This window comes from Gordonia asplenii (assembly GCF_012933505.1).
Lineage (GTDB): Bacteria > Actinomycetota > Actinomycetes > Mycobacteriales > Mycobacteriaceae > Gordonia > Gordonia asplenii.
Window position 1 is genome coordinate 80,346 of record NZ_JABBNB010000022.1, and the last position, 19,432, is coordinate 99,777.

The 19,432-nt window shown below is 66.0% G+C and carries 17 protein-coding genes; 9 read left to right on the plus strand and 8 right to left on the minus strand.

Annotation, left to right across the window (positions count from 1 at the left end; translation table 11 throughout):
* Positions 1-4 precede the first annotated feature (4 nt).
* From HH308_RS19375 to eccA, 5 genes are all read left to right on the plus strand, one after another.
* Positions 5-892 carry a TIGR01777 family oxidoreductase gene (locus tag HH308_RS19375; RefSeq protein WP_170195877.1) on the plus strand — a complete coding sequence of 296 codons (888 nt, stop codon included), beginning with the start codon at positions 5-7 and terminating at the stop codon, positions 890-892.
* Positions 885-1,619 (plus strand): lipoyl(octanoyl) transferase LipB, encoded by a 735-nt coding sequence (gene lipB / locus HH308_RS19380; RefSeq protein WP_312870725.1) that lies wholly within the window; start codon positions 885-887, stop codon positions 1,617-1,619. Before HH308_RS19375 ends, lipB begins: the two co-directional genes overlap by 8 nt.
* Before the next feature lie 86 nt (positions 1,620-1,705).
* Positions 1,706-2,686 (plus strand): lipoyl synthase, encoded by a 981-nt coding sequence (gene lipA, locus HH308_RS19385; RefSeq protein WP_170195910.1) that lies wholly within the window; start codon positions 1,706-1,708, stop codon positions 2,684-2,686.
* Positions 2,687-2,725: 39 nt separating this feature from the next.
* Positions 2,726-3,472, plus strand: coding sequence for a DUF4191 domain-containing protein (locus HH308_RS19390; protein ID WP_170195879.1), 747 nt, complete (start codon positions 2,726-2,728; stop codon positions 3,470-3,472).
* Between the two features lie 87 nt (positions 3,473-3,559).
* Entirely contained in the window at positions 3,560-5,329 is a 1,770-nt protein-coding gene (gene eccA / locus HH308_RS19395) for a type VII secretion AAA-ATPase EccA (RefSeq protein ID WP_170195880.1), read from the plus strand.
* Positions 5,330-5,414: 85 nt separating this feature from the next.
* Here eccA and HH308_RS19400 read toward each other — a convergent pair whose 3' ends face one another.
* From HH308_RS19400 to HH308_RS19415, 4 genes are all read right to left on the minus strand, one after another.
* On the minus strand, positions 5,415-6,122 hold the full coding sequence (locus HH308_RS19400) for a DNA alkylation repair protein (protein WP_170195881.1): 708 nt from the start codon (positions 6,120-6,122) through the stop codon (positions 5,415-5,417).
* Between the two features lie 265 nt (positions 6,123-6,387).
* Positions 6,388-7,893: a flavin-containing monooxygenase gene (locus HH308_RS19405; protein ID WP_170195882.1), complete on the minus strand. Its 1,506-nt coding sequence runs from the start codon at positions 7,891-7,893 to the stop codon at positions 6,388-6,390.
* Positions 7,890-8,828: a patatin-like phospholipase family protein gene (locus tag HH308_RS19410; RefSeq protein WP_170195883.1), complete on the minus strand. Its 939-nt coding sequence runs from the start codon at positions 8,826-8,828 to the stop codon at positions 7,890-7,892. Before HH308_RS19410 ends, HH308_RS19405 begins: the two co-directional genes overlap by 4 nt.
* Positions 8,825-9,715, minus strand: a complete 891-nt coding sequence (locus HH308_RS19415; RefSeq protein WP_170195884.1) for an SDR family oxidoreductase — start codon at positions 9,713-9,715, stop codon at positions 8,825-8,827. The genes HH308_RS19410 and HH308_RS19415 overlap by 4 nt, the downstream gene beginning before the upstream one ends.
* 101 nt (positions 9,716-9,816) lie before the next feature.
* On the opposite strand from HH308_RS19415, the gene HH308_RS19420 reads away from it, so the two are divergent.
* On the plus strand, positions 9,817-10,452 hold the full coding sequence (locus HH308_RS19420; RefSeq protein WP_170195885.1) for a TetR/AcrR family transcriptional regulator: 636 nt from the start codon (positions 9,817-9,819) through the stop codon (positions 10,450-10,452).
* Positions 10,453-10,989: 537 nt separating this feature from the next.
* Here HH308_RS19420 and HH308_RS19425 read toward each other — a convergent pair.
* Positions 10,990-11,484 (minus strand): RDD family protein, encoded by a 495-nt coding sequence (locus HH308_RS19425; RefSeq protein ID WP_170195911.1) that lies wholly within the window; start codon positions 11,482-11,484, stop codon positions 10,990-10,992.
* 316 nt (positions 11,485-11,800) lie between these two features.
* Here HH308_RS19425 and glnA point away from each other — a divergent pair, with 316 nt between their 5' ends.
* Together glnA and HH308_RS19435 are read left to right on the plus strand one after the other, a co-directional pair.
* Positions 11,801-13,234 carry a type I glutamate--ammonia ligase gene (gene glnA, locus HH308_RS19430; protein ID WP_170195886.1) on the plus strand — a complete coding sequence of 478 codons (1,434 nt, stop codon included), beginning with the start codon at positions 11,801-11,803 and terminating at the stop codon, positions 13,232-13,234.
* 171 nt (positions 13,235-13,405) lie between these two features.
* Complete coding sequence (locus tag HH308_RS19435; RefSeq protein ID WP_170195887.1) at positions 13,406-14,020, plus strand: FKBP-type peptidyl-prolyl cis-trans isomerase; 615 nt, start codon at positions 13,406-13,408, stop codon at positions 14,018-14,020.
* Between the two features lie 82 nt (positions 14,021-14,102).
* Here the strand turns inward: HH308_RS19435 and HH308_RS19440 are convergent, their stop codons facing one another.
* On the minus strand, positions 14,103-15,692 hold the full coding sequence (locus tag HH308_RS19440; protein ID WP_246284719.1) for an AMP-binding protein: 1,590 nt from the start codon (positions 15,690-15,692) through the stop codon (positions 14,103-14,105).
* 77 nt (positions 15,693-15,769) lie between these two features.
* Here HH308_RS19440 and HH308_RS19445 point away from each other — a divergent pair, with 77 nt between their 5' ends.
* Complete coding sequence (locus HH308_RS19445; protein WP_170195888.1) at positions 15,770-16,642, plus strand: TetR family transcriptional regulator; 873 nt, start codon at positions 15,770-15,772, stop codon at positions 16,640-16,642.
* An 82-nt stretch (positions 16,643-16,724) separates the two neighbouring features.
* Here the strand turns inward: HH308_RS19445 and HH308_RS19450 are convergent, their stop codons facing one another.
* Together HH308_RS19450 and HH308_RS19455 are read right to left on the minus strand one after the other, a co-directional pair.
* The gene (locus HH308_RS19450; protein WP_170195889.1) at positions 16,725-18,392 is read right to left on the minus strand and encodes a class I adenylate-forming enzyme family protein; all 1,668 of its coding nucleotides are present in this window, start codon (positions 18,390-18,392) and stop codon (positions 16,725-16,727) included.
* Positions 18,389-19,345, minus strand: a complete 957-nt coding sequence (locus HH308_RS19455) for a cyclase family protein (protein ID WP_170195890.1) — start codon at positions 19,343-19,345, stop codon at positions 18,389-18,391. Before HH308_RS19455 ends, HH308_RS19450 begins: the two co-directional genes overlap by 4 nt.
* Positions 19,346-19,432 lie beyond the last annotated feature (87 nt).

The window sequence follows — 19,432 nt, forward strand, 5'->3', positions numbered from 1 at the left end:
CCCGGTGCGAATCGTCGTCGCGGGTTCATCAGGTCTGATCGGTTCGGCCCTGGTGGACTCGCTTCGTTCCGGCGGCCACTCGGTCGCCCGGCTGGTGCGTCGCGAACCCTATAACGACGACGAATTCAGTTGGGACCCCGAGTCTTTCGGAGTCCCACCGGATTCGATCGCGGGCGCCGACGCAGTCGTCAACCTCGGTGGCGTGTCGGTCGGCGGCTGGCGCTGGACGGGCAGCTTCAAACAGGAGTTGCGTGACTCGCGCATCACACCGACCGAGGTGTTGGCCGAAGCGGTGGCGATGGCCGGTGTGCCGGTTCTGCTCAATGCCAGCGCGACCGGCTTCTACGGCAACACCGGCGATCACATCGCCACCGAAGCCGATCATGCGGGCGACGGCTTCCTCGCCGAACTCGTCACCGAGTGGGAGGCTGCGGCGACCGAGGCGACCAAGGGCTACGACACGCGCGTCGCCTTCCTGCGCACCGCGCCGGTGTTGTCGAGCCGTGGCGGCATCCTCGGCAAGCTGCGGCTGCCGTTCCAGTTGGGTCTGGGCGCGCAGTTCGGTGACGGCCGCCAATACTTCTCGTGGATTTCCCTCGCCGACGAGGTACGGGCCATCGAGTATCTCCTCACCAACGACATCGCCGGTCCGGTGAACCTGGCCGCCCCGGAACCGGTGCGGTTCAAGGAGTTTGCGCGTCAGTTCGCGCACTCGCTGCATCGGCCGGCACTGCTGCGGATCCCCGGCGCCGCGGCCACCATCGTCGGCGGCGAGATGGCCCGGGAAATGATTTTGTACTCCCAGCGCGTTGTACCTGCCGTGCTTTCCGATCATGGCTTCACATTCGAACATCCGACCCTCACCACCGCATTGGAGTACGCCCGTGGCTGAGCACCCGGACTCGACGCCCAGCGGCGCCCGCGCCGAGCGCTCCCCCTTCGAGGTCCGCTGGCTGGGCACTGCCGGCTACCGCGAGACCTACGACCTTCAGCACCGACTCGCCGGTGATCGCGCCGACGGCACCCTCGACCACGACGTCCTGCTGCTGCTCGAGCATCCCTCGACGTACACGGCAGGCAAGCGCACCGAGCAGACCGACCTGCCGACCAACGGCGCCGAAGTCATCGACGTCGACCGCGGCGGCCGCATCACCTGGCACGGCCCCGGGCAACTGGTGGGTTATCCGATCGTCAAGCTGTCCGAGCCGCTCGACGTCGTCGACTACGTCCGTCGCCTCGAGCAGGCGCTGATCACGGTCTGTGCAGGTGTGGGTGTCGTCACCGGCCGCGTCGAGGGGCGCTCGGGAATCTGGATCGATGACGCCGCGGGCGAACGCAAACTCGGCCAGATCGGCATCCGGGTGGCACGCGGTGTGACTCTGCACGGATTCGCGCTCAACATCGACCCCGACATGACCGCCTTCGACGCGATCGTCCCCTGTGGCATCGCCGACGCTGGAGTCACCTCGCTGACTCGCGAAGTCGGCCGCACCGTCAGCGTCGCCGAATTGCGCGACGCCGTCGCCGAACAGGTCCAGATCGCGCTCGACGCCCCGCGGTCGACGCCGAATGCGGCCCCAACCCCGTCCACCCCGCAAAGCGTAGGATCTGTTCAGTGACGTGCTCGCCCAATAACTCTGATTCGCCGTCGTCCGGTTCGTCGTGCGGCTCCGCACCGGCCGAGTCGGTCCCCAGTGGACGTAAGTTGCTGCGCCTGGAAGTGCGCAACGCGCAGACGCCGATCGAGCGCAAACCGAAGTGGATCAAGACGCGCGCCACGATGGGTCCCGAGTACACCGAACTCAAAGGGCTCGTGAAACGTGAAGGGCTGCACACGGTTTGCGAAGAGGCCGGCTGCCCCAACATCTATGAGTGCTGGGAGGACCGCGAGGCCACCTTCCTCATCGGCGGCAGCCAGTGCACACGACGCTGCGACTTCTGCCAGATCGACACCGGCAAACCCGAACCGCTCGATCGCGACGAGCCGCGCCGCGTCGCCGAGAGTGTCGCGGCGATGGGGCTGCGCTACTCCACCATCACCGGCGTAGCCCGCGACGATCTCCCCGACGAGGGCGCCTGGCTCTACGCCGAGACGGTCCGCAAGATCCACGAACTCAATCCGGGCACTGGCGTCGAGAACCTCATCCCCGACTTCCACGCCAAGCCGGATCTGCTCGCCGAGGTGTTCGACGCCCGGCCCGAGGTGCTCGCCCACAACCTTGAGACCGTCCCGCGGATCTTCAAGCGGATCCGTCCCGCATTCCGCTACGAACGTTCGCTCGACGTCATCACCCAGGCCCGCGACTTCGGATTGGTCACCAAGTCGAATCTCATCCTCGGCATGGGCGAGACCGTCGACGAAGTGCGCGAAGCTCTCGTCGACTTGTACGAGGCCGGTTGCGATATCGTGACCATCACGCAGTACCTGCGCCCGACGCCGCGGCACCATCCGGTGGAGCGCTGGGTCAAGCCGGAGGAGTTCGTCGATCATTCGGAGTTCGCCGACGAACTCGGCTTCGCGGGCGTGATGGCCGGGCCGCTGGTCCGGTCCTCCTACCGGGCGGGTCGACTGTACGCGCAGGCGATGGCCCGGCACGGCCGCGAGCTCCCCGCGGCGATGGCGCACCTCGCGCAGGAGAGCTCGGCGAACCAGGAGGCGTCGAGCCTGCTGGCGCGGTTGGGGTAGAAGGTATTTCCACCCACGCCTCGAAGTAGACTGAACACCATGGCAAAGGCGCAGTCCAACACGAGTAAAGAGGCGAAAGCCGCCGCAAAGTCGGCCCGCAGGCAGGCGTCGCGCGAGCGACGCTCCCAGCTGTGGCAGGCCTTCCAGATGCAGCGCAAGGAAGACAACCGCCTCATTCCGTACATGGCGGGGGTATTCCTGCTCGTCGTGGCGGTCTTCGTCGCGCTCGGCTTCGCGTTCGACCAGTTGCTCTTCCTGATTCCGATCGGCGTCATCCTCGGTGCGCTGGGCGCGTTCATCCTCTTCGGGCGTCGCGTGCAGAGCTCGGTGTTCAAGAAGGCCGAGGGGCAGAAGGGTGCCGCGGGCTGGGCCTTGGACAACATGCGCGGTCAGTGGCGCGTGAAGCAGGCCGTCGCCGGTACCACTCACCTCGACGCCGTGCATCGCGTCATCGGCAAACCGGGCGTGATTTTCGTAGGTGAGGGTTCACCCACCCGGGTGAAGGGTCTGCTCGAGCAGGAGAAGAAGAAGGCCGCCCGCGTCGTCGGCGACACGCCGATCTATCTGGTGATCGTAGGCAACGAAGACGGTCAGGTGCCGTTGCGCAAGCTGGAACGGCATCTCACCAAGTTGCCCGCCAACATCGACCGCAAGCGGATGGAAGCCCTCGAAGGCCGGCTGTCGGCGCTCGGCGGCCGCCAGCCCGGCCCGGGTATGCCGAAGGGGCCGATCCCGCAGGGCGCGAAGGTGCGCAACGTGCAGCGGGCGGCTCGCCGGAAGTCGTAGTCCCGCACACGAAATCGCGAAACCCGCCGGCGCGTTCCGGTCGGCGGGGTAGCCTCGGGTCACCGTTCACCTTGGGGGGAGACATCGGTGACAGCTACTCACGAATCGGTCGGCGCGCGCATCGGTCGCGCGCGAGGTTTCTTCGACGCCGGACTCTCGGCCCATTTGCAGACCGAACATGACGGCGACTACGCCGCTCGCGCGTTCCACCGGGCGACGGCACTGGCCCCCGAGATGGCCGACGCGTGGCTCGGACGTCTCGCCGCCGGCGACGACACCCCCGAGGTGTTCTTCAATCTCTACAAGTTCCGCGACAACATCTTCACCGAACAGCGCCGACTCGGGCTGACTCCGCGGACTCTGCACGGCCGCTTCGGAACCGGATTCTTCATCGACTATCCGGTGTCCGACCCCACCGAGGCCGTCGCGGCGTACGCGTGCACGATGCTCGGAGTCGACGACTACGACGGTGCCGAAGCCGCACTCGACTCGATCACCGATGGCGCTCCGATCGTCGCGTTCGCCCGCGGGCTGTTGCACTTCAAGACCAAACGGTGGCCCGATGTGCTTGCCGCCCTTGCCCATTCATCGGAGTGGACGGACGAGTACATGACTGCGGCGGCGAATCTGATGATCGGCACCGCCTGCGCACAGCTCGGGCTGTTCGGGGAGTCGATCCGGCGGCTCGAGGCCGCCGAGTCCGGTCCCATTCCGTCGATTGCTCCGTCGGCGATGTTCACCCGCGGTCTCTGCCTGCGCGAGATGGGCAACGAGGACGATGCGCGAGCACTGTTCGAGACGGTCTACGCGCGTCAGCCCGACTTCGGCGACAACGCGAAAGCCATGTCGGATCGTGGATTTCGGCTCGTCGTGGTCGCCAAGGAGACCATCGACGCGCGCACCGACCGGTGGGATCCGGAGTCGGTCCCGGCGTCGACGTCGACCGTTGACCGAACCGACTCGGACCAGCTCGCGCAAGCCCAGCATGAACTCGACGCGCAGATCGGTTTGGAGTCGGTGAAGGTGCAGATCGACAAGCTCAAATCGGCGGTGACGCTGGCCAAGATCCGCGCCGACAAGGGGTTGGCGAGCGCGTCACGCAGTCAGCATCTGGTATTCACCGGCCCACCCGGCACCGGCAAGACCACCATCGCACGCATCGTCGCCAAGATCTATTGCGGCCTGGGCATTTTGCGGACCGACACCGTCGTCGAGGCGAGCCGTCGCGACTTAGTCGGAGAGCATCTCGGGTCGACTGCCATCAAGACCGGATCACTGATCGACACTGCGCTCGACGGCGTTCTGTTCATCGACGAGGCCTACACGCTGGTGCAGTCGGGCCTGTCCGGCGGCGACGCGTTCGGCCGCGAAGCCGTCGACACTCTGTTGGCGCGGATGGAGAACGACCGTGATCGCCTCGTCGTGATCATCGCCGGATACGACGCCGAGATCGATCGGTTCATGGCGTCGAACGACGGCTTAGCGTCGCGCTTCGCCAAGCGGATCCGCTTCGACTCCTACTCCCCCACCGAGCTGGCGCGGATCGGCGAAGCGATTGCGCGCGAACGTGATTCGATCCTATCGGCCGACGCGGTGGACGTGCTGACGGATCGGTGCACCGCTCTCTGCGCGGCCGGCGGCCTCGACCGGCGCGGTATCGCCCGCCGCGCCATCGATCTCGCGGGCAACGGCCGCTTCATCCGCAATGTGATCGATGCGGCAGAAGAGGAGCGTGAGTACCGGCTCAGCACCGGCGACGTGGACGTGACGGCCCTCGACGAGCATGCGCTCATGCGCATCGAGGCGGCGGATGTCGTTGCGGCACTGGACAACGTGCTGGGCATGCTGCCGCATTAGGCTGTATCGGTCAGACGTTCGCAGTCACCGCGTTGCTCGTCGCAAACCTGCGCAGCCGGACAATGACCGACGACGTCGTCGATTGTCAACGCCGACTGGTCTGTTCTCGCGCTCCCTGTCGTCGGACCATCTCGGCGATCCAGGCCGGCGCGTACGGCGACGTACAATTCGGCGGCGTCGGATAGTCCTTAAACACTTCGAGGTGCTCGCCGATGGCGACGGCCCGGTCGCGATGTGCGGGATGATCGATGCCGATCTGCGCGAGGCAGTGGTTCATCGCCCACTGCAACCGCTCCGGCGCATCGCTCATCTGAGTCTCGATCTGATCGAGCAGTGCGGGCAGATCCAGACCGCCGGGTTTCTTGGCGACGCGCTCGATTGTCAGTGTCCACCCCGCGCTGGCGACGATCGCGTCGGCGTCGGCGAACCAGGTCTCCCGCAGCGCCTCAGCATGCGGACTCTTCTTCACGACGTAGTTGACCAACCAGTCCTGAACCTTGGGGGTGCGCGCATCACGGAGCATGGCGTCGAGTTCGTCGAATCCGAAAACCCTTGGACGACAAATTAATAGAGCGAGAAGTCGTGCAGAACCGTCGCCATGCGCCCACAGCGCCACGGCCAGTTCATGCTGGGTCTTGAGCCGCTTGGCCACCGCTCGCAGCTTGGTGAGATTCACGCCGTGATCGTCGCCGTGCTTTTCATTCACGGCACGGATCTTCGGGTCTTCGAGCGCCGCGAGTTCGGCGACCACGTCGTCGAGGACGCTGTCGGTCTGCGAAGCGGTGTCGGTCATATCTCTCCTCGCCGGTCGGCTGCCGCCCATCATCATCGACCTTTGTGACAGTGGCAAGTCTGTGCGTCGCATCGGGCGTACGTCAGCGGCGTCGCACCGATTGCAATCAAGCCACGTCCCGCCCGCTCAGTTTTAAGTCGTGCACTCCCTCACCGACTGTGCCACAACGGAACCAAACAATGCGGGCCGTCGTTTTGCACGATGAGATGCGCCGGGCTGGTCCCCGTTCCGCTGACGGCGATATCGGACATGCTCGACGACGGCGCTACGACCTAGACTGCGCAACATCGACAGTCGCGCCGCAGCCGGGTCCGGTCAGCGAGAAGTCCCCGACCTCGGGTGTCGTCAGCATGCGCCGCATCGTCGCACGGTCGAACGGCCACAGGTCCACAGTGCCGGCGTCGGTCAGGTACCACGAATTGCAGCCGGTGTTCCATACCGTCGGCTCCAGGGCCTCGGCGACTCGACGATTGAACTCGGCGGTGGCCTCCTCGGTCACTTCGACGGTGTCGACATCGCCCGCGGCGAATCGCTCGAGCCATTTCACGATGTATCCCGCGGTGAGTTCGGCTGAGTACTGCAGTGAGATCGATCCGGTCGGCGAGTTGGGGCCCAACACCGTGAAGAGGTTCGGGAAGCCCGGTATCGCCGTCATCCGATATGCGCGCGGGCCGTCGGCCCATGCGTCGTCGAGCGTCACTCCGCCCCGACCCTCGATCCGCATCGGCCGCATGTAATCGTGGGCGCGGAATCCAGTGGCCAGCACGATGACGTCGACCTCGTGCAGGGTCCCGTCGGCGGTGCGGATGCCGGTGGGTGTGATCTCTGTGATCGGATCGGTCACGAGTTCGGTCCGCGGCGATCGCAGCGCGCGGTAGTAGCTCCCGGAGATCACCTGCCGCTTGCACAACGGCTGGTAGTCGGGGGTCAGCTTCGCGCGCTCGTCGGCGTCGAATACCTGGCCGCGCAACGAGATCCGTGCATAGGCCTGCACCGCTCGCCGCCGCCACGACTGCCTGAGCACGACGTCGGCGAGGATTCCGGACGCCTCGAGCGACAACTGATACACGGCGTCCTGCAGGGTCCGGCTCGCACCGAGCAGGACCGACACGCCCGGAATCTGCGGCAGCCACATCGGGGCCCACAGAATCCACTGCGCGGACCGCACGAAGTGAGTGACCGACGCTGCCCCCTCGTGCAGCGCCGAGACCACTTGCACCCCGGTCGATCCGGTGCCGATGACCGCTACCCTGCGGCCGTCGGTGACGAGATCGTCGTCCCAGCGCGCGGTATGCACGACGTCGCCGGTGAAGTCACCGAGCCCGGGAATGTCGGGGACCGCGGGGTTGTGCAGAATGCCGGTGGCGCAGATGACGAAGTCGGCGACGAGCACCTCACCGGCCGCGGTAGCGACCGTCCACTCGGCGGTGTCGTCGTCGAATACCGCGGAGGCGACTTCGGTGTCGAAGCGGATCTGCTCGACGATCCCAAGTTCTTCGACGACGTCGCGGTGATAGCGCTGTATCTCCGGTCCGGTTGCCCAGATCCGCGACCAATCCGCTTTGGGAGCGAAGGAGAATTGGTAGATCTGCGACGGCACGTCACACGTCAGCCCCGGATAGTGATTCCAGTACCAGACGCCGCCGACGTCGGAGCCCTTCTCCAGGATGGTGAAGTCGTGAAAACCCGCCTGCTGCAACGCATGTGCGGTGGCGATGCCCGCGACGCCGGCGCCGATCACCACGATCCGCGGCTCGCGCACCCGAGTCATCGCGAAACACCGTTCGCGGCAAGGGTTTCCGACACGGTTGCGCCCACGGTACGACGCACCGCGTCGAACGCCGCCTGCCGACGGTCGCGATTCATGAAGTTGGCGCCGAGTCCGGCCATGTCGTCGGCCGACGGTGTGAGGACGACGACCTCGGTTCCGAGCGCCCGCACGGTGTTCACCTCGGCGCGCAGCACCGCCGACATCGGATTGCGCAGTGCCACTTGCTCGATGCGCCCGCCGACGCCCGGTGCGCGCACACCGTCCAGCGACGCCATCGGAGCGATGACATAGATGAGGTCGGCCTCGTGCGGGGCGATGAGGTCGACCGATGCGGTCGACGCCGCGCCGCCGTCGACGTAGGCGCGGCCGCCGATTTCTACCGGTGGCAGCCAAGCGGGGATCGCCCAAGATGCGCGCAATGCTTCCTCGGCGGTCGCGCTCGGAGACCCCGGCGCACCGAAAGCGACGCGCTCGCCGTCGTCTACCCGGTAGGCGACCAGCCGCGCACCGGGATGCGCAAGCCACGAATCACCTTCGGGCACAACGGATTGCGCGAGACGCGACAGCCACCCGGCATCGCCGCCGCCACGAGGAGCGATGCCGGTGAGCCGGGCATGGCCGCCCCCGCGGGTCCACAGCGTCGACGGTTGCAGTCGCGCCGGCCGCGGCAATCGCGGCAGGCTCGGCGGGGTGTCGTCGAGGTGACGACGCAGCACCTCGTCACCGGGGGCGCCGCTCTGCATGGCGACGAGGTCGTCGACGCCGTAGCCGCCCGATAGCATCGTGACCAACTCGGCCCCGGCCGAAGTGCCCTGCAGAATGTCGGCTTGCCTTGGGTCCCAACCGGTTTGATCGGCGAGCTCGGCCAGCACGGCGACGATCCAGGCGGCGCCGATGGTGCCGCCGCACCCGATGGCGACTGCGATTCGGGTCATTTCGCATCCCTCAGATCGTGGTGCGCGGCGTTCGCGGCCGCCTGCCGGTCGATTCGCGACAGATAGGACGTGCGCTCGACGGCGTCGAGCGCGAGGGCGCGGCCGTCGTCGATGATCTTCCGAGCAATCCGCTCGACAAACTCCGGAACGAAGGCATCCACCAGATCCCAAGCGGGAGCGACCCATTCGGGTACCGAGGTGCGCGCGGCGCGGGTTCGCAGGGTCTTGACGACGGCGCGCGCCACGTCGTCGGGATCGACCGTCGGGAGAGTCCCGCCGAGGTGGGCGCCGGAGGCGAGTTCGGTGCGCACGGCCGCGGGCAGGATCGCCGACACCGACACGCCGGTGCCGTCGTATTCACGGCGCGCGGCGAGCGAAGCACCAAGTGCCGCATACTTGCTCGCGTTGTAGGTCACCATTCCAGGAAGCGGGATCATGCCCGCCATCGACGCGACGTTGACGATGTGACCGCGCCCGGCGTCGAGCATTCCGGGCAACACAGCACGCATGCCGTTGAGGACGCCGGCGACGTTGACGTCGAGCATGAGGTCGGTGGTCGCCTGCGATTCCCGGTCGAAGGCCCCGACCGGCATGACGCCCGCGTTGTTGACCAGAACGTCTGGGCCGCCGTGGTTCTGCCGGACCGTCTCGATGAATTCCGTCCACGACGCCGGGTCGGTGACGTCAAGCGGGGCAGAGAACGTGTTGTCCAGGCACGCTGCCGTGGTGAGGGCGACTTCGGCGTCGACGTCGCCGATCCAGACCGTCGCGCCGAGCCGTGCGAATTCCGCAGCGGTGGCGGCGCCGATGCCGCGGGCACCTCCGCTGATCACGACGACGGCGTCGCTGACGTCGATGTGCGGTTTGCGATTGCCGAGCAGTCCCATGAGGCCTCCGAGTTACCGATACTGAGAGTGACAGACACCCAGCATTGTTCAAATACCGTCGGTATGTCAATACCCCGAGTATCTCGACATAGAATTACCCAGTGCCTCGACTCACCCGCGCCGAACAACAGGCTCGCACCCGGACCGAACTGCTCGCCACCGCACGCGAGCAATTTCTTCGGGCGGGCTACGCCGCGACCAGCCTGGACGGGATCGCCGCCGCCGCCGGCTACTCCAAGGGCGCGGTGTACTCGAATTTCCGCGACAAGCCGACGCTGTGCGGTGCGGTGCTCGAAGGCATCCACCAGGAGAAGCTCGGCGAACTCGCGGCACTGGCAGCCGACGCGGCCGGTTTCGACAACGCCGATGAACGTGCCGACGCATTCGGAGAGTGGATCGAACGGACTGCGGGCGATGTGGGGTGGACGATGCTCGAACTCGAATTCGTCGTGCTGTCCCGGCACGACGAAGAACTCAGCGCGATGATCGTCGGCCTGCGCGAACGCGCGAGCGAGATGGTCACCGACATGTTGCAACCGCTGTTCGGCGATGTGCTGCCGGATCCAGCCGACGACGCGGCGTCGCCGCTGCCGACCTCGGCCGACCTCGCCGACCTACTGCTTGGCGCCGGAATCGGCCTGGGGATTCAGCGCGCAGTGGACCCGCGAGTGTCGGTGAAGCCCGCGGTCGAGGCATTGCGGGCGGCCCTGCGATTGGTAGAGATGATGCGAGACTGAGTCGGGTTCCGAGGTGGCCCGCTCCCCGAGGCAAGTTCGCGAGCCTCCGATGCCCCCGCTCCCCGAGTCCCGAAGCGAGGAACCGGCGACGAGGTGACCATCCCGCTCCCCGAGTGCCGAAGCGAGGAACGAGCTTCGGTGTAACGAGGGGCTGGCGAGACAAAGAACCAGACGCGACCACCGAAGTTCCCGCTCGCAGAGGCAAGTTCGCGAGCCTCCGATGCCTCCGCTCCCCGAGTGCCGAAGCGAGGAACCGGCGGCGAGGTGACACCCCGCTCCCCGAGTGCCGAAGCGAGGAACGAGCTTCGGTGTAACGAGGGGCTGGCGAGACAAAGAACCCGACGCGACCACCGAAGTTCCCCGGCCGCCCACAGGCGAGCTCGCTCTCCTCTGCTGATTGAGCGAGGCTCCAGCCTAGTCGAAATCCTTGGTATTTGGCGCGGTGAATTCTCAACTGTTCCACGGTGTTCGGTTGCGCTGGCACCGTCGGCGTACGCGGTTTCGACACCGACTTCGCCACCACCCCAGCCGGCAAACCTAACGACTCTTAACGACGGCCGTGCCCGTGGCCCGATCGTGCAGTGCTCGACCGTTGTAGTCGTTCATCAGTGCCGGAACGATGAACACGATCAGCACCTGCCGACCGAGTGCGCGCACAAACCCGACCGCGACCGATTTCTTTCCCGACGCGATCGATTGGGTCAGCTCGGGGCCGTGGTCGACTCTGATGACCCGCAGTCCCAGAATGAATTGCCCCGGCGTGAATCCGAACAAACTGATCGTGAACACGCCGACGACGAACCACACGGCCAGTTCGGGAGTCGCCGCGCGCTGCATGTCACCGCCGACGATGAGCAGAGCGATGCCGTACGCCATCAGCCAGTCCAGCAGCAGACCGCCGCAGCGGGTCCAACCGGTTGCCAGCGATCCGGCGCCGCGCTGAGGCAAACCGAGGTCCTGACCTTGATACTCGTTCTCGGCCCCCGCACCCGGCTGGGTGCCCGACAGCCACGACCCGATCGACCGGCTCATCGCGCCACCCCCTGCGTCGACGCCGATGCGGCGCTGCGGGAACGCGGTGAGAGGCACACAGTCATACCGTCCATCGTAGGCACCGATGTAAATCGGACATATTCGGGCTGCGCGTGACGGTAAAGACACGATCGGGAATAGTTAAGGGGCACGACGACCAATTCCGAGGATCGCGTAACACAGGGGAAACATGGGCTTAGCGCCTGGGCAACCTCACCTCCATACGGTTTTCGCTGTGATCCGCTGCATCGCGATGCGTGGCGGGTGTGCGTGCCAGGACCACCTGGCTACCCGATAGTGAAGGAGTCACCGAACGGTGTACAGCAGCAAGGAAGAACTTCTCGAGGGCATCAAGAAAGAGGGTGTCGAGTACGTCGACATCCGGTTCTGCGACCTGCCCGGTGTGATGCAGCACTTCTCGATCCCCGCTGAGGCGTTCGACGAAAGCGTCTTCGAGGACGGCCTGGCCTTCGACGGTTCGTCGGTTCGCGGCTTCCAGTCGATCGACGAGTCGGACATGATGCTTCTGCCCGACCCGGCAACCGCGCGCATCGATCCGTTCCGCAAGGCCAAGACGATGAACGTGAGCTTCTTCGTCCACGACCCGTTCACCCGTGAGGCCTACAGCCGCGACCCGCGTAACGTCGCGCGCAAGGCCGAAGACTACCTGGCCTCGACCGGCATCGCCGACACCTGCTTCTTCGGAGCCGAGGCCGAGTTCTACATCTTCGACTCGGTGTCGTTCAGCTCCGAGATGAACGGTACGCACTACGAGGTCGAGTCCGAGAGCGGCTGGTGGAACACCGGCGCACCGACCGACCCCGACGGCACCCCCAACAAGGGCTACAAGGTCCGGCCTAAGGGCGGCTACTTCCCCGTCGCACCGTACGACCACTACGTCGACCTGCGCGACGAGATGTCGACCAACCTGACCTCCGCCGGATTCACCCTGGAGCGCGGTCACCACGAGGTCGGCACCGCGGGTCAGGCTGAGATCAACTACAAGTTCAACACCCTGCTGCACGCCGCGGACGACGTGATGCTGTTCAAGTACATCATCAAGAACACCGCGTGGCAGAACGGCAAGTCGGTCACCTTCATGCCGAAGCCGCTGTTCGGCGACAACGGTTCGGGCATGCACGCTCACCAGTCGCTGTGGAAAGACGGCAAACCGCTGTTCCACGACGAGGCCGGCTACGCCGGGCTGTCGGATCTGGCGCGCTACTACATCGGCGGCATCCTGCATCACGCACCGTCGCTGCTGGCGTTCACCAACCCGACCGTCAACTCCTACAAGCGTCTGGTCCCGGGCTACGAAGCCCCGATCAACCTGGTCTACAGCCAGCGCAACCGTTCGGCTTGTGTGCGTATCCCGATCACCGGCAACAACCCGAAGGCCAAGCGCCTCGAGTTCCGCTGCCCGGACAGCTCGGGCAACCCGTACCTGGCGTTCGCGGCGATGATGATGGCCGGCCTGGACGGCATCAAGAACAAGATCGAGCCGCACGAGCCCGTCGACAAGGACCTCTACGAGCTCCCGCCGGAGGAGGCCAAGAGCATTCCGCAGGCGCCGACGTCGCTGGCCGCAGTCATCGACAAGCTCGAAGAGGACCACGACTACCTCACCACCGGTGGCGTGTTCACCGAGGACCTCATCGAGACCTGGATCGCGCACAAGCGTGAGAACGAGATCGAGCCGGTGCAGATCCGTCCGCACCCCTACGAGTTCTCGCTGTACTACGACTGCTGACAGCTGAGTCCTACGCCAATCGACCCGCTCCGCGATCACGTTTCCGATCGCCGAGCGGGTCGATTTGTCTGCCGTCCGAACCTTTGCGGCGTTGCTGCGATTCTCCTGCGGCGTGTCGCCGCACAAACGTCGCGGAAGTTCGCCGCCCACCCACCTGTTAGGTTTGCAGCCATGACTGTCTCCCGTCGGCTCCCCCTGTTCCTCGTCGCCCCGATCGCCGCCTGCGCCCTGCTGGTCACCGCCTGCGGCTCCGACGACACCACCGCGGTCTCCACCACCGACAGCGCCGCTACCGAAGCGGGCGCCACCACCACCGATCAGGCACTCGCGACGTGCGCAAGCGGCGAACCGGCCGCCGACGCCAAGCCGCAGTGGACCTTCGACGGCACCACCGGCAAGGTTGCGGTGACCGCGTCGACCGACAACTCGGGACCCAAGATCACCCCGACGACGCCGTTCGCGGTGTCGTCGACGCAGGTACACACGCTGGTCCCCGGCACCGGCCCGGTGGTCTCGCAGACCGCCACCGTCAAAGTCTGCTACGAGGGGGTCAACGGCCGCGACGGCAAAGTGTTCGACAGCGCGTACAAGAACGGGCAACCGGCCGACTTCCCGCTCAACGGCGTGATCCCCGGATTCACCAAAGCCATTGCGGGACAGAAGGTCGGGTCGAATGTAGCTGTAGCAATCGCTCCCGCCGACGGCTACACCTCGGGGATGCCCGACGCCGGAATCCAGGCAGGAGACACATTGATCTTCGAGATCAAGATCCTGTCGGCCTCGTAGCTGATTGATTCCCGACGATGGGCAATCGTCGTTCAGCGGCCGGACGCGATGACACAGCCGGGGCGGTCCGGCGTCGGACCGCCTAGCGAATCTCGCTGTCCCGCAACACTCTTCGCAGAATCTTGCCCGACGACGTCTTGGGCAACGCACCGGTCAGCACGATTCGCCGCGGCCGCTTATAGGCGGCCAACTGCTCTCGTGCGTAGGCCATCAACGCGTCCGCATCCGCCCGACGCCCCGGCTCCAACGCGACGAACGCCGTAACCGACTCGCCGCGCACGTCGTCGGGCACACCGACGACGGCGGCCTCCGCGACGTCGGGATGGCGATACAGCACCTCTTCCACCTCACGCGGCCACACCTTGTAACCGGCCGAGGTGATCATGTCTTTCTTGCGGTCGATGAGGAACGTCCAACCGTCGGCGTCGACGAATCCGACGTCGCCGGTGCGCAATTCGGCGTCGGGGAACGATTCTCCGGTGGCCTCGGGCTGCTGCCAGTACCCGGCTGCCACTTGCGGGCCGGAGATCGCCAATTCACCGATCTCCCCTGCCCCGACGTCGGCTCCCAGCTCGTCGACGATCCGTACGACGGTGTCGTACACGGGAACTCCGATCGACAGCGCACCCGACTCGGAGTCGACCGGAATCGGCGTGCCGAGCGGCGTCGCCAACGCAGGCGAAGTGGTCTCGGTGAGCCCGTAGACGACAGTGAGCGGTTGCCCCACCGCCGCCTCGATCTTGCCGGCGAGCCTCGGCGAAATCGCCGCGCCGCCCGAGCCGAGTCGTCGAATCGAGGAGAAGTCGGCAGGCGACGACGCGTCGGCCAGCGCCACCAATGCGCTGATCGTCCCGATCACGAATGTCGGGCGCCGCAGTCGAATGGCGTCGAGCATCCCGTCGACGCTGAAACGATGCGTCAGAATCAGCGGAGCGCCGAGTCGCAACGAGAGGGCGACGTGCCCGATGAGGCCGGTGATGTGGAACAACGGCGTGAGTCCGAGCACCACGTCGTCGGCGTCGAGTTCCATCCAGCGTCGGTAGTACTCCGCTCCGGCAGTGAAGTTGGAATGCGTGTTGATGGTCGCCTTCGGCACACCGGTGGTACCCGAGGTGTACATCAGGACGGCCGGGTCGTGCGGCTTCAGCTTTCCGGTGCCGATCCGAGCCGCACCGGGAAGCTCGGTCAGTTGATACGCATCATGCTGTGCGGCAGTTGATTTCGCGGAGCCGCGCCAGTCGTCCGCGGAGGTGGTCACCACCACCTCGACGTCGGTCTCGCCGGATTCGACGACGCCGCGCGCGACGTCGTCGTAGAGGGAGTCGAGCACGACGAGTGCCCGGGCACCGGTGTCGATCAGTGAGAAGGTGAGCTCACGGGCGGTGTACATCGGATTGATCGGCACCCCGATGCCGCCGACCTTCCACGTCGCGATCAGACCGATCACGAAGGCCGGATTGTTCTGGGTGAAGATCGCCACCCGGTCTCCGAAGGCAATTCCGTTGTCCATCAACACCTTCGCCAGCGCATTGGCCCGTTCATCGACGTCGCGCATGGTGAGTACACCGTCGAAGTAGTAGATGAGCGGCCGCTCGGCGCCGTTGGCGAGGGCCGCCTCGAACATCGCCAGCGCGGTCGGGGGTCGGGTGTCGACGTCGGACGATGCGGCCATGGGGCGAGTGTAGTCGGCGTCACGTCGAGTTCGAGTGTCGGTGATCGTCCGCGCGGCGCATGCCCTAGCGTGGAACCATGCCACAGCCACCTGCTCGATCACAGACCCGAACCGGGTCCGGCGTCGAGCCGCGCCCCGACGGCGCGGTGGCACCGCAGACGATGATTCGCCCGGCCCGCGAACTCGCAGGTATCTCGTTGCGTGAGCTCGCCCGCCGGATCGGGGTGAGTGTCGGAACGATGAGCGCCATCGAGACGGGTAAGACGCCTGCTTCGGCGGAACGACTCGAGTCGATCGTCGCCGAGCTGGGCACCACCGTCGAATTGCTCTCCAGCACGGGACCGGCAGACGAGCCGCGCGAGGTGGCCGAATTCGACTGGCGCGTCTACCCGGACACGCACCTCGACCCCGTGCTCGACGCCGCCATCGCCTGCTTTGTCCGGACCGGTTACCACGGCGCGACGATGCGTACCATCGCCGCCGAAGCGGGGATCAGCGTTCCGGGCGTCTACCATCACTATGCGAGCAAGCAGAGTCTGCTGGTCGCCGGGTTCGATCTGGCCATCGCCGAACTGAGCGCACACCTGCACCCGGCCCGCGACGAAGGCACCGATCCCGTTACGCGACTGAACAATCTGTGCCAGGCGCTCGTCTTGTTCGCCACCGTACGCCGCAGCCTGGCCCGCATCATGGTCAACGAGGCACGTAACATCGACGCTCCCGACGCCGCCCGGATCGACGCGTTCACCGACGATCTGCTCACGTTGTTACGCGACGAGATCCGCGCCGGCGTACGTACAGGGGCATTGACGACCGACGACCCCGCGGCCGCCGCGCGCGCCATCCTGTCGTTGAGTTTGAGCGTGTGCCAATGGGATTCGCCCGCGGACGACCCCGCGGCCGTCGCCGCACAGTACGCGCGGTTCGCGATCAACATCGCGCGGAATTGAGCCACACCGGCTCGCCGCGACACGACTCGGCCACGGACCCGTGGTCCGTGGCCGAGTTGGTTGAGATGCGTTGGCGCGGTTGTTACTTCGCGACTTCCTGATCCCGCAGCGTACGCCGCAGGATCTTGCCGGTGGTCGTCTTCGGCAGAGCCTCGACGATCTCGATGGTGCGCGGATACTTGTAGGCCGCCATGCGTTCCCTGCAGAACTCGACGAGTTCGTCGGCGGTCGCCGTCTTACCCGGCTGCAGGGACACGAACGCCTTGACGGTCTCGCCGCGGTATTCGTCGGGCACGCCGATCACGGCGGCCTCGGCGATGGCGGGATGACCGTAGAGCACGTCCTCCACCTCACGCGGCCACACCTTGTAGCCGGACGCGTTGATCATGTCCTTCTTGCGGTCGACGAGATAGAACCAACCGTCGGCGTCCATGAAACCGACGTCGCCCGTACGCAATTCGCCGCCCGGAATCGATGTCGCGGTGGCTTCGGGCTTGTTCCAGTACCCCGGGACCACCTGCGGGCCCGACGTCGCGAACTCCCCGACGTCGCCGATCGGAACCTCGTTGCCCTCGTCGTCGATGACGCGGACGACCGTGTTGAACACCGGCACGCCGACCGATAGTGCACCCGACTCGGCGTCGACCGGCGCCCGTACTCCGAATGGCACGCCGTGCGATGGAGAGTTGGTCTCGGTGAGCCCGTAGATGTTGTGAATGTAGGCGCCGAAGATTCCTTCGAGGCGATCGGCCACTGCCGGTGCGATCGGTGCGCCGCCGGAGTACAGGGCGCGCAAGGACGTGAAGTCTCCGTCTTGAGCGCCACCGGAATCCGCCAGCGCGATGTACGCGGTGATCGCGCCGACGGTGAACGTCGGGCGATGCTCACGGATCGCCTCGACGAAGACCGCCGGATGGAAGCGGTGGGCGATCACCAGTGTCGCGTGCAGCAGCAACGAGATCATCACATGCGCGACGAGCCCGGTGATGTGGAACAGCGGCGCGATGCCGAGGACCACGTCGTCGCTGGTCAGGCCGATCCACTCACGGTAGGTCTGCGCGTTGAACGTCAGGTTGCGATGGGTGTTCATCGCCCCCTTCGGCTGTCCCGTGGTACCGGAGGTGTAGGTCAGTACGGCGACGTCGTCGGGCGACAGGTTGACCGCGGACGGCCTTGTGCCGTCGTGGTTTTCGATCACCTCGACCAGCGAGATGGTGCCGTCGGGGGTGAACCGCGTGACGCCGTCGAACAAGCGCGCATCATCACGCGACTGACCGTCGAGCGCCGACACGGTGAACGTCGTGCGTACCGACGAGCCCTCGGCCAAGACGCCGCGCGCCACCTCGTCGTACAACTCGTCGAGGGTGAGCAGCGCGACAGCGCCGGAGTCGTCGAGCAGATACTTGAGCTCGCGGGCCTTGTTCATCGGATTGATGAGGACCGACGCCCCGCCCGCCTTCCACGAGGCGATCAGTCCGACGAGGAAGGCGGGGTTGTTCTGCACATAGATCGCGAGCCGGTCCCCAGCGGAAAATCCCTCGGCCACAAGACGATTGGCCAGTGCGTCCGACGCCGCGTCGAGGCCTGCGAAGGTCAGCTCGCCGTCGAAGTACTTGATGGCCGGCTTGTCGGCGGCGGCGTCGACGGCGCTGCGGAACAGGTCGAGCGCGGTGTCGAACTCGGGGATCAGATCACTCGGCTGCCCTGGCGCATAGCGCGCCAGCCACGGCCGATCGGCATATGTCGTCACTTGATCGCCACCGGATTCACGGGCGCGCCGGTGGCCTCGCTGATCTTCAGTGGCGCGGCGACGTAGAAGCAGCTGTAGCGGCCGTCCGCGGCGCAGTCGGCAGCGAGTTTCTCCAGGTCGCAGATCTCGGTGAATGCGATGCCGAGGTTGCGCATCAGCGCATTGTGCAGGACCAGCGCGACGCCGTTGTGCGGGTCGAAGGTGACTTCGTTGGCGATGGTGTCGGTGACGAGGTTCGGGATCTCCATGTCCTGGAACCACTGGACCAACTCCGGCGAGTACACCAGGCCCGACTCGCAGAAGTCCTCGTAGAAGCCGTCACCCTTGTCGAAGAAGAGCTGCAGGTGGTTGGTGCGGATCAGCAGGATGTCGCGCTTCTGAATCGGCGTGCCCTGCTGCTCGGCGCACGCGATCAGGTCTTCGTGGGTGTAGGTCTCATACGGGTCGAGGTTGTTCTTGCCGCGGTAGCGGGCCATGTCCAGCAGCACCGCGCGACCCGCGACGCCGCGCTCGGCGATCGGTGCGACGCTCGCCTTCGACAGGCCGCCGATGGTGGTGCGGGCGTCGTAGCCGTTCCAGATCTTGCCGTCGTACCAGACGTGGCCGAGTGCGTCGTACTGCGTGGAGCCCTGCAGGAAGGCGTAGATCTTGTCGTCGGCGTAGTGCAGGCCACCGGGGAACGCCGGTCCGTCGCCGCCCTCGTCCCAGTGCGACTCGTCGAGGATCATCTCACGGGTGGCCGGACTGCGGCCGGGCCAGACCGGGTCACCGTTAGGATCGCCGATCAGGCGCTGCAGAGTGAACAGTTCACCCTTCTGAATTTGCGCGGCGCCCGCCAAAACCTGTTCGGCGGTGAGATAGTTGAGGCTGCCTACCTCGTCGTCGGGGCCCCACTTGCCCCAGTTCGTCGGGGAATCGGCGAGCAGCTCGGTCAACGGAGGTACGTCGGTCATCTGAACTTCCTTTCTAGCTGAACGCCTCGGAGCGATCGTTCAGTCTGTTCAACGTGACTAGGGTCACCCGTGGCACGCGATTTGTCA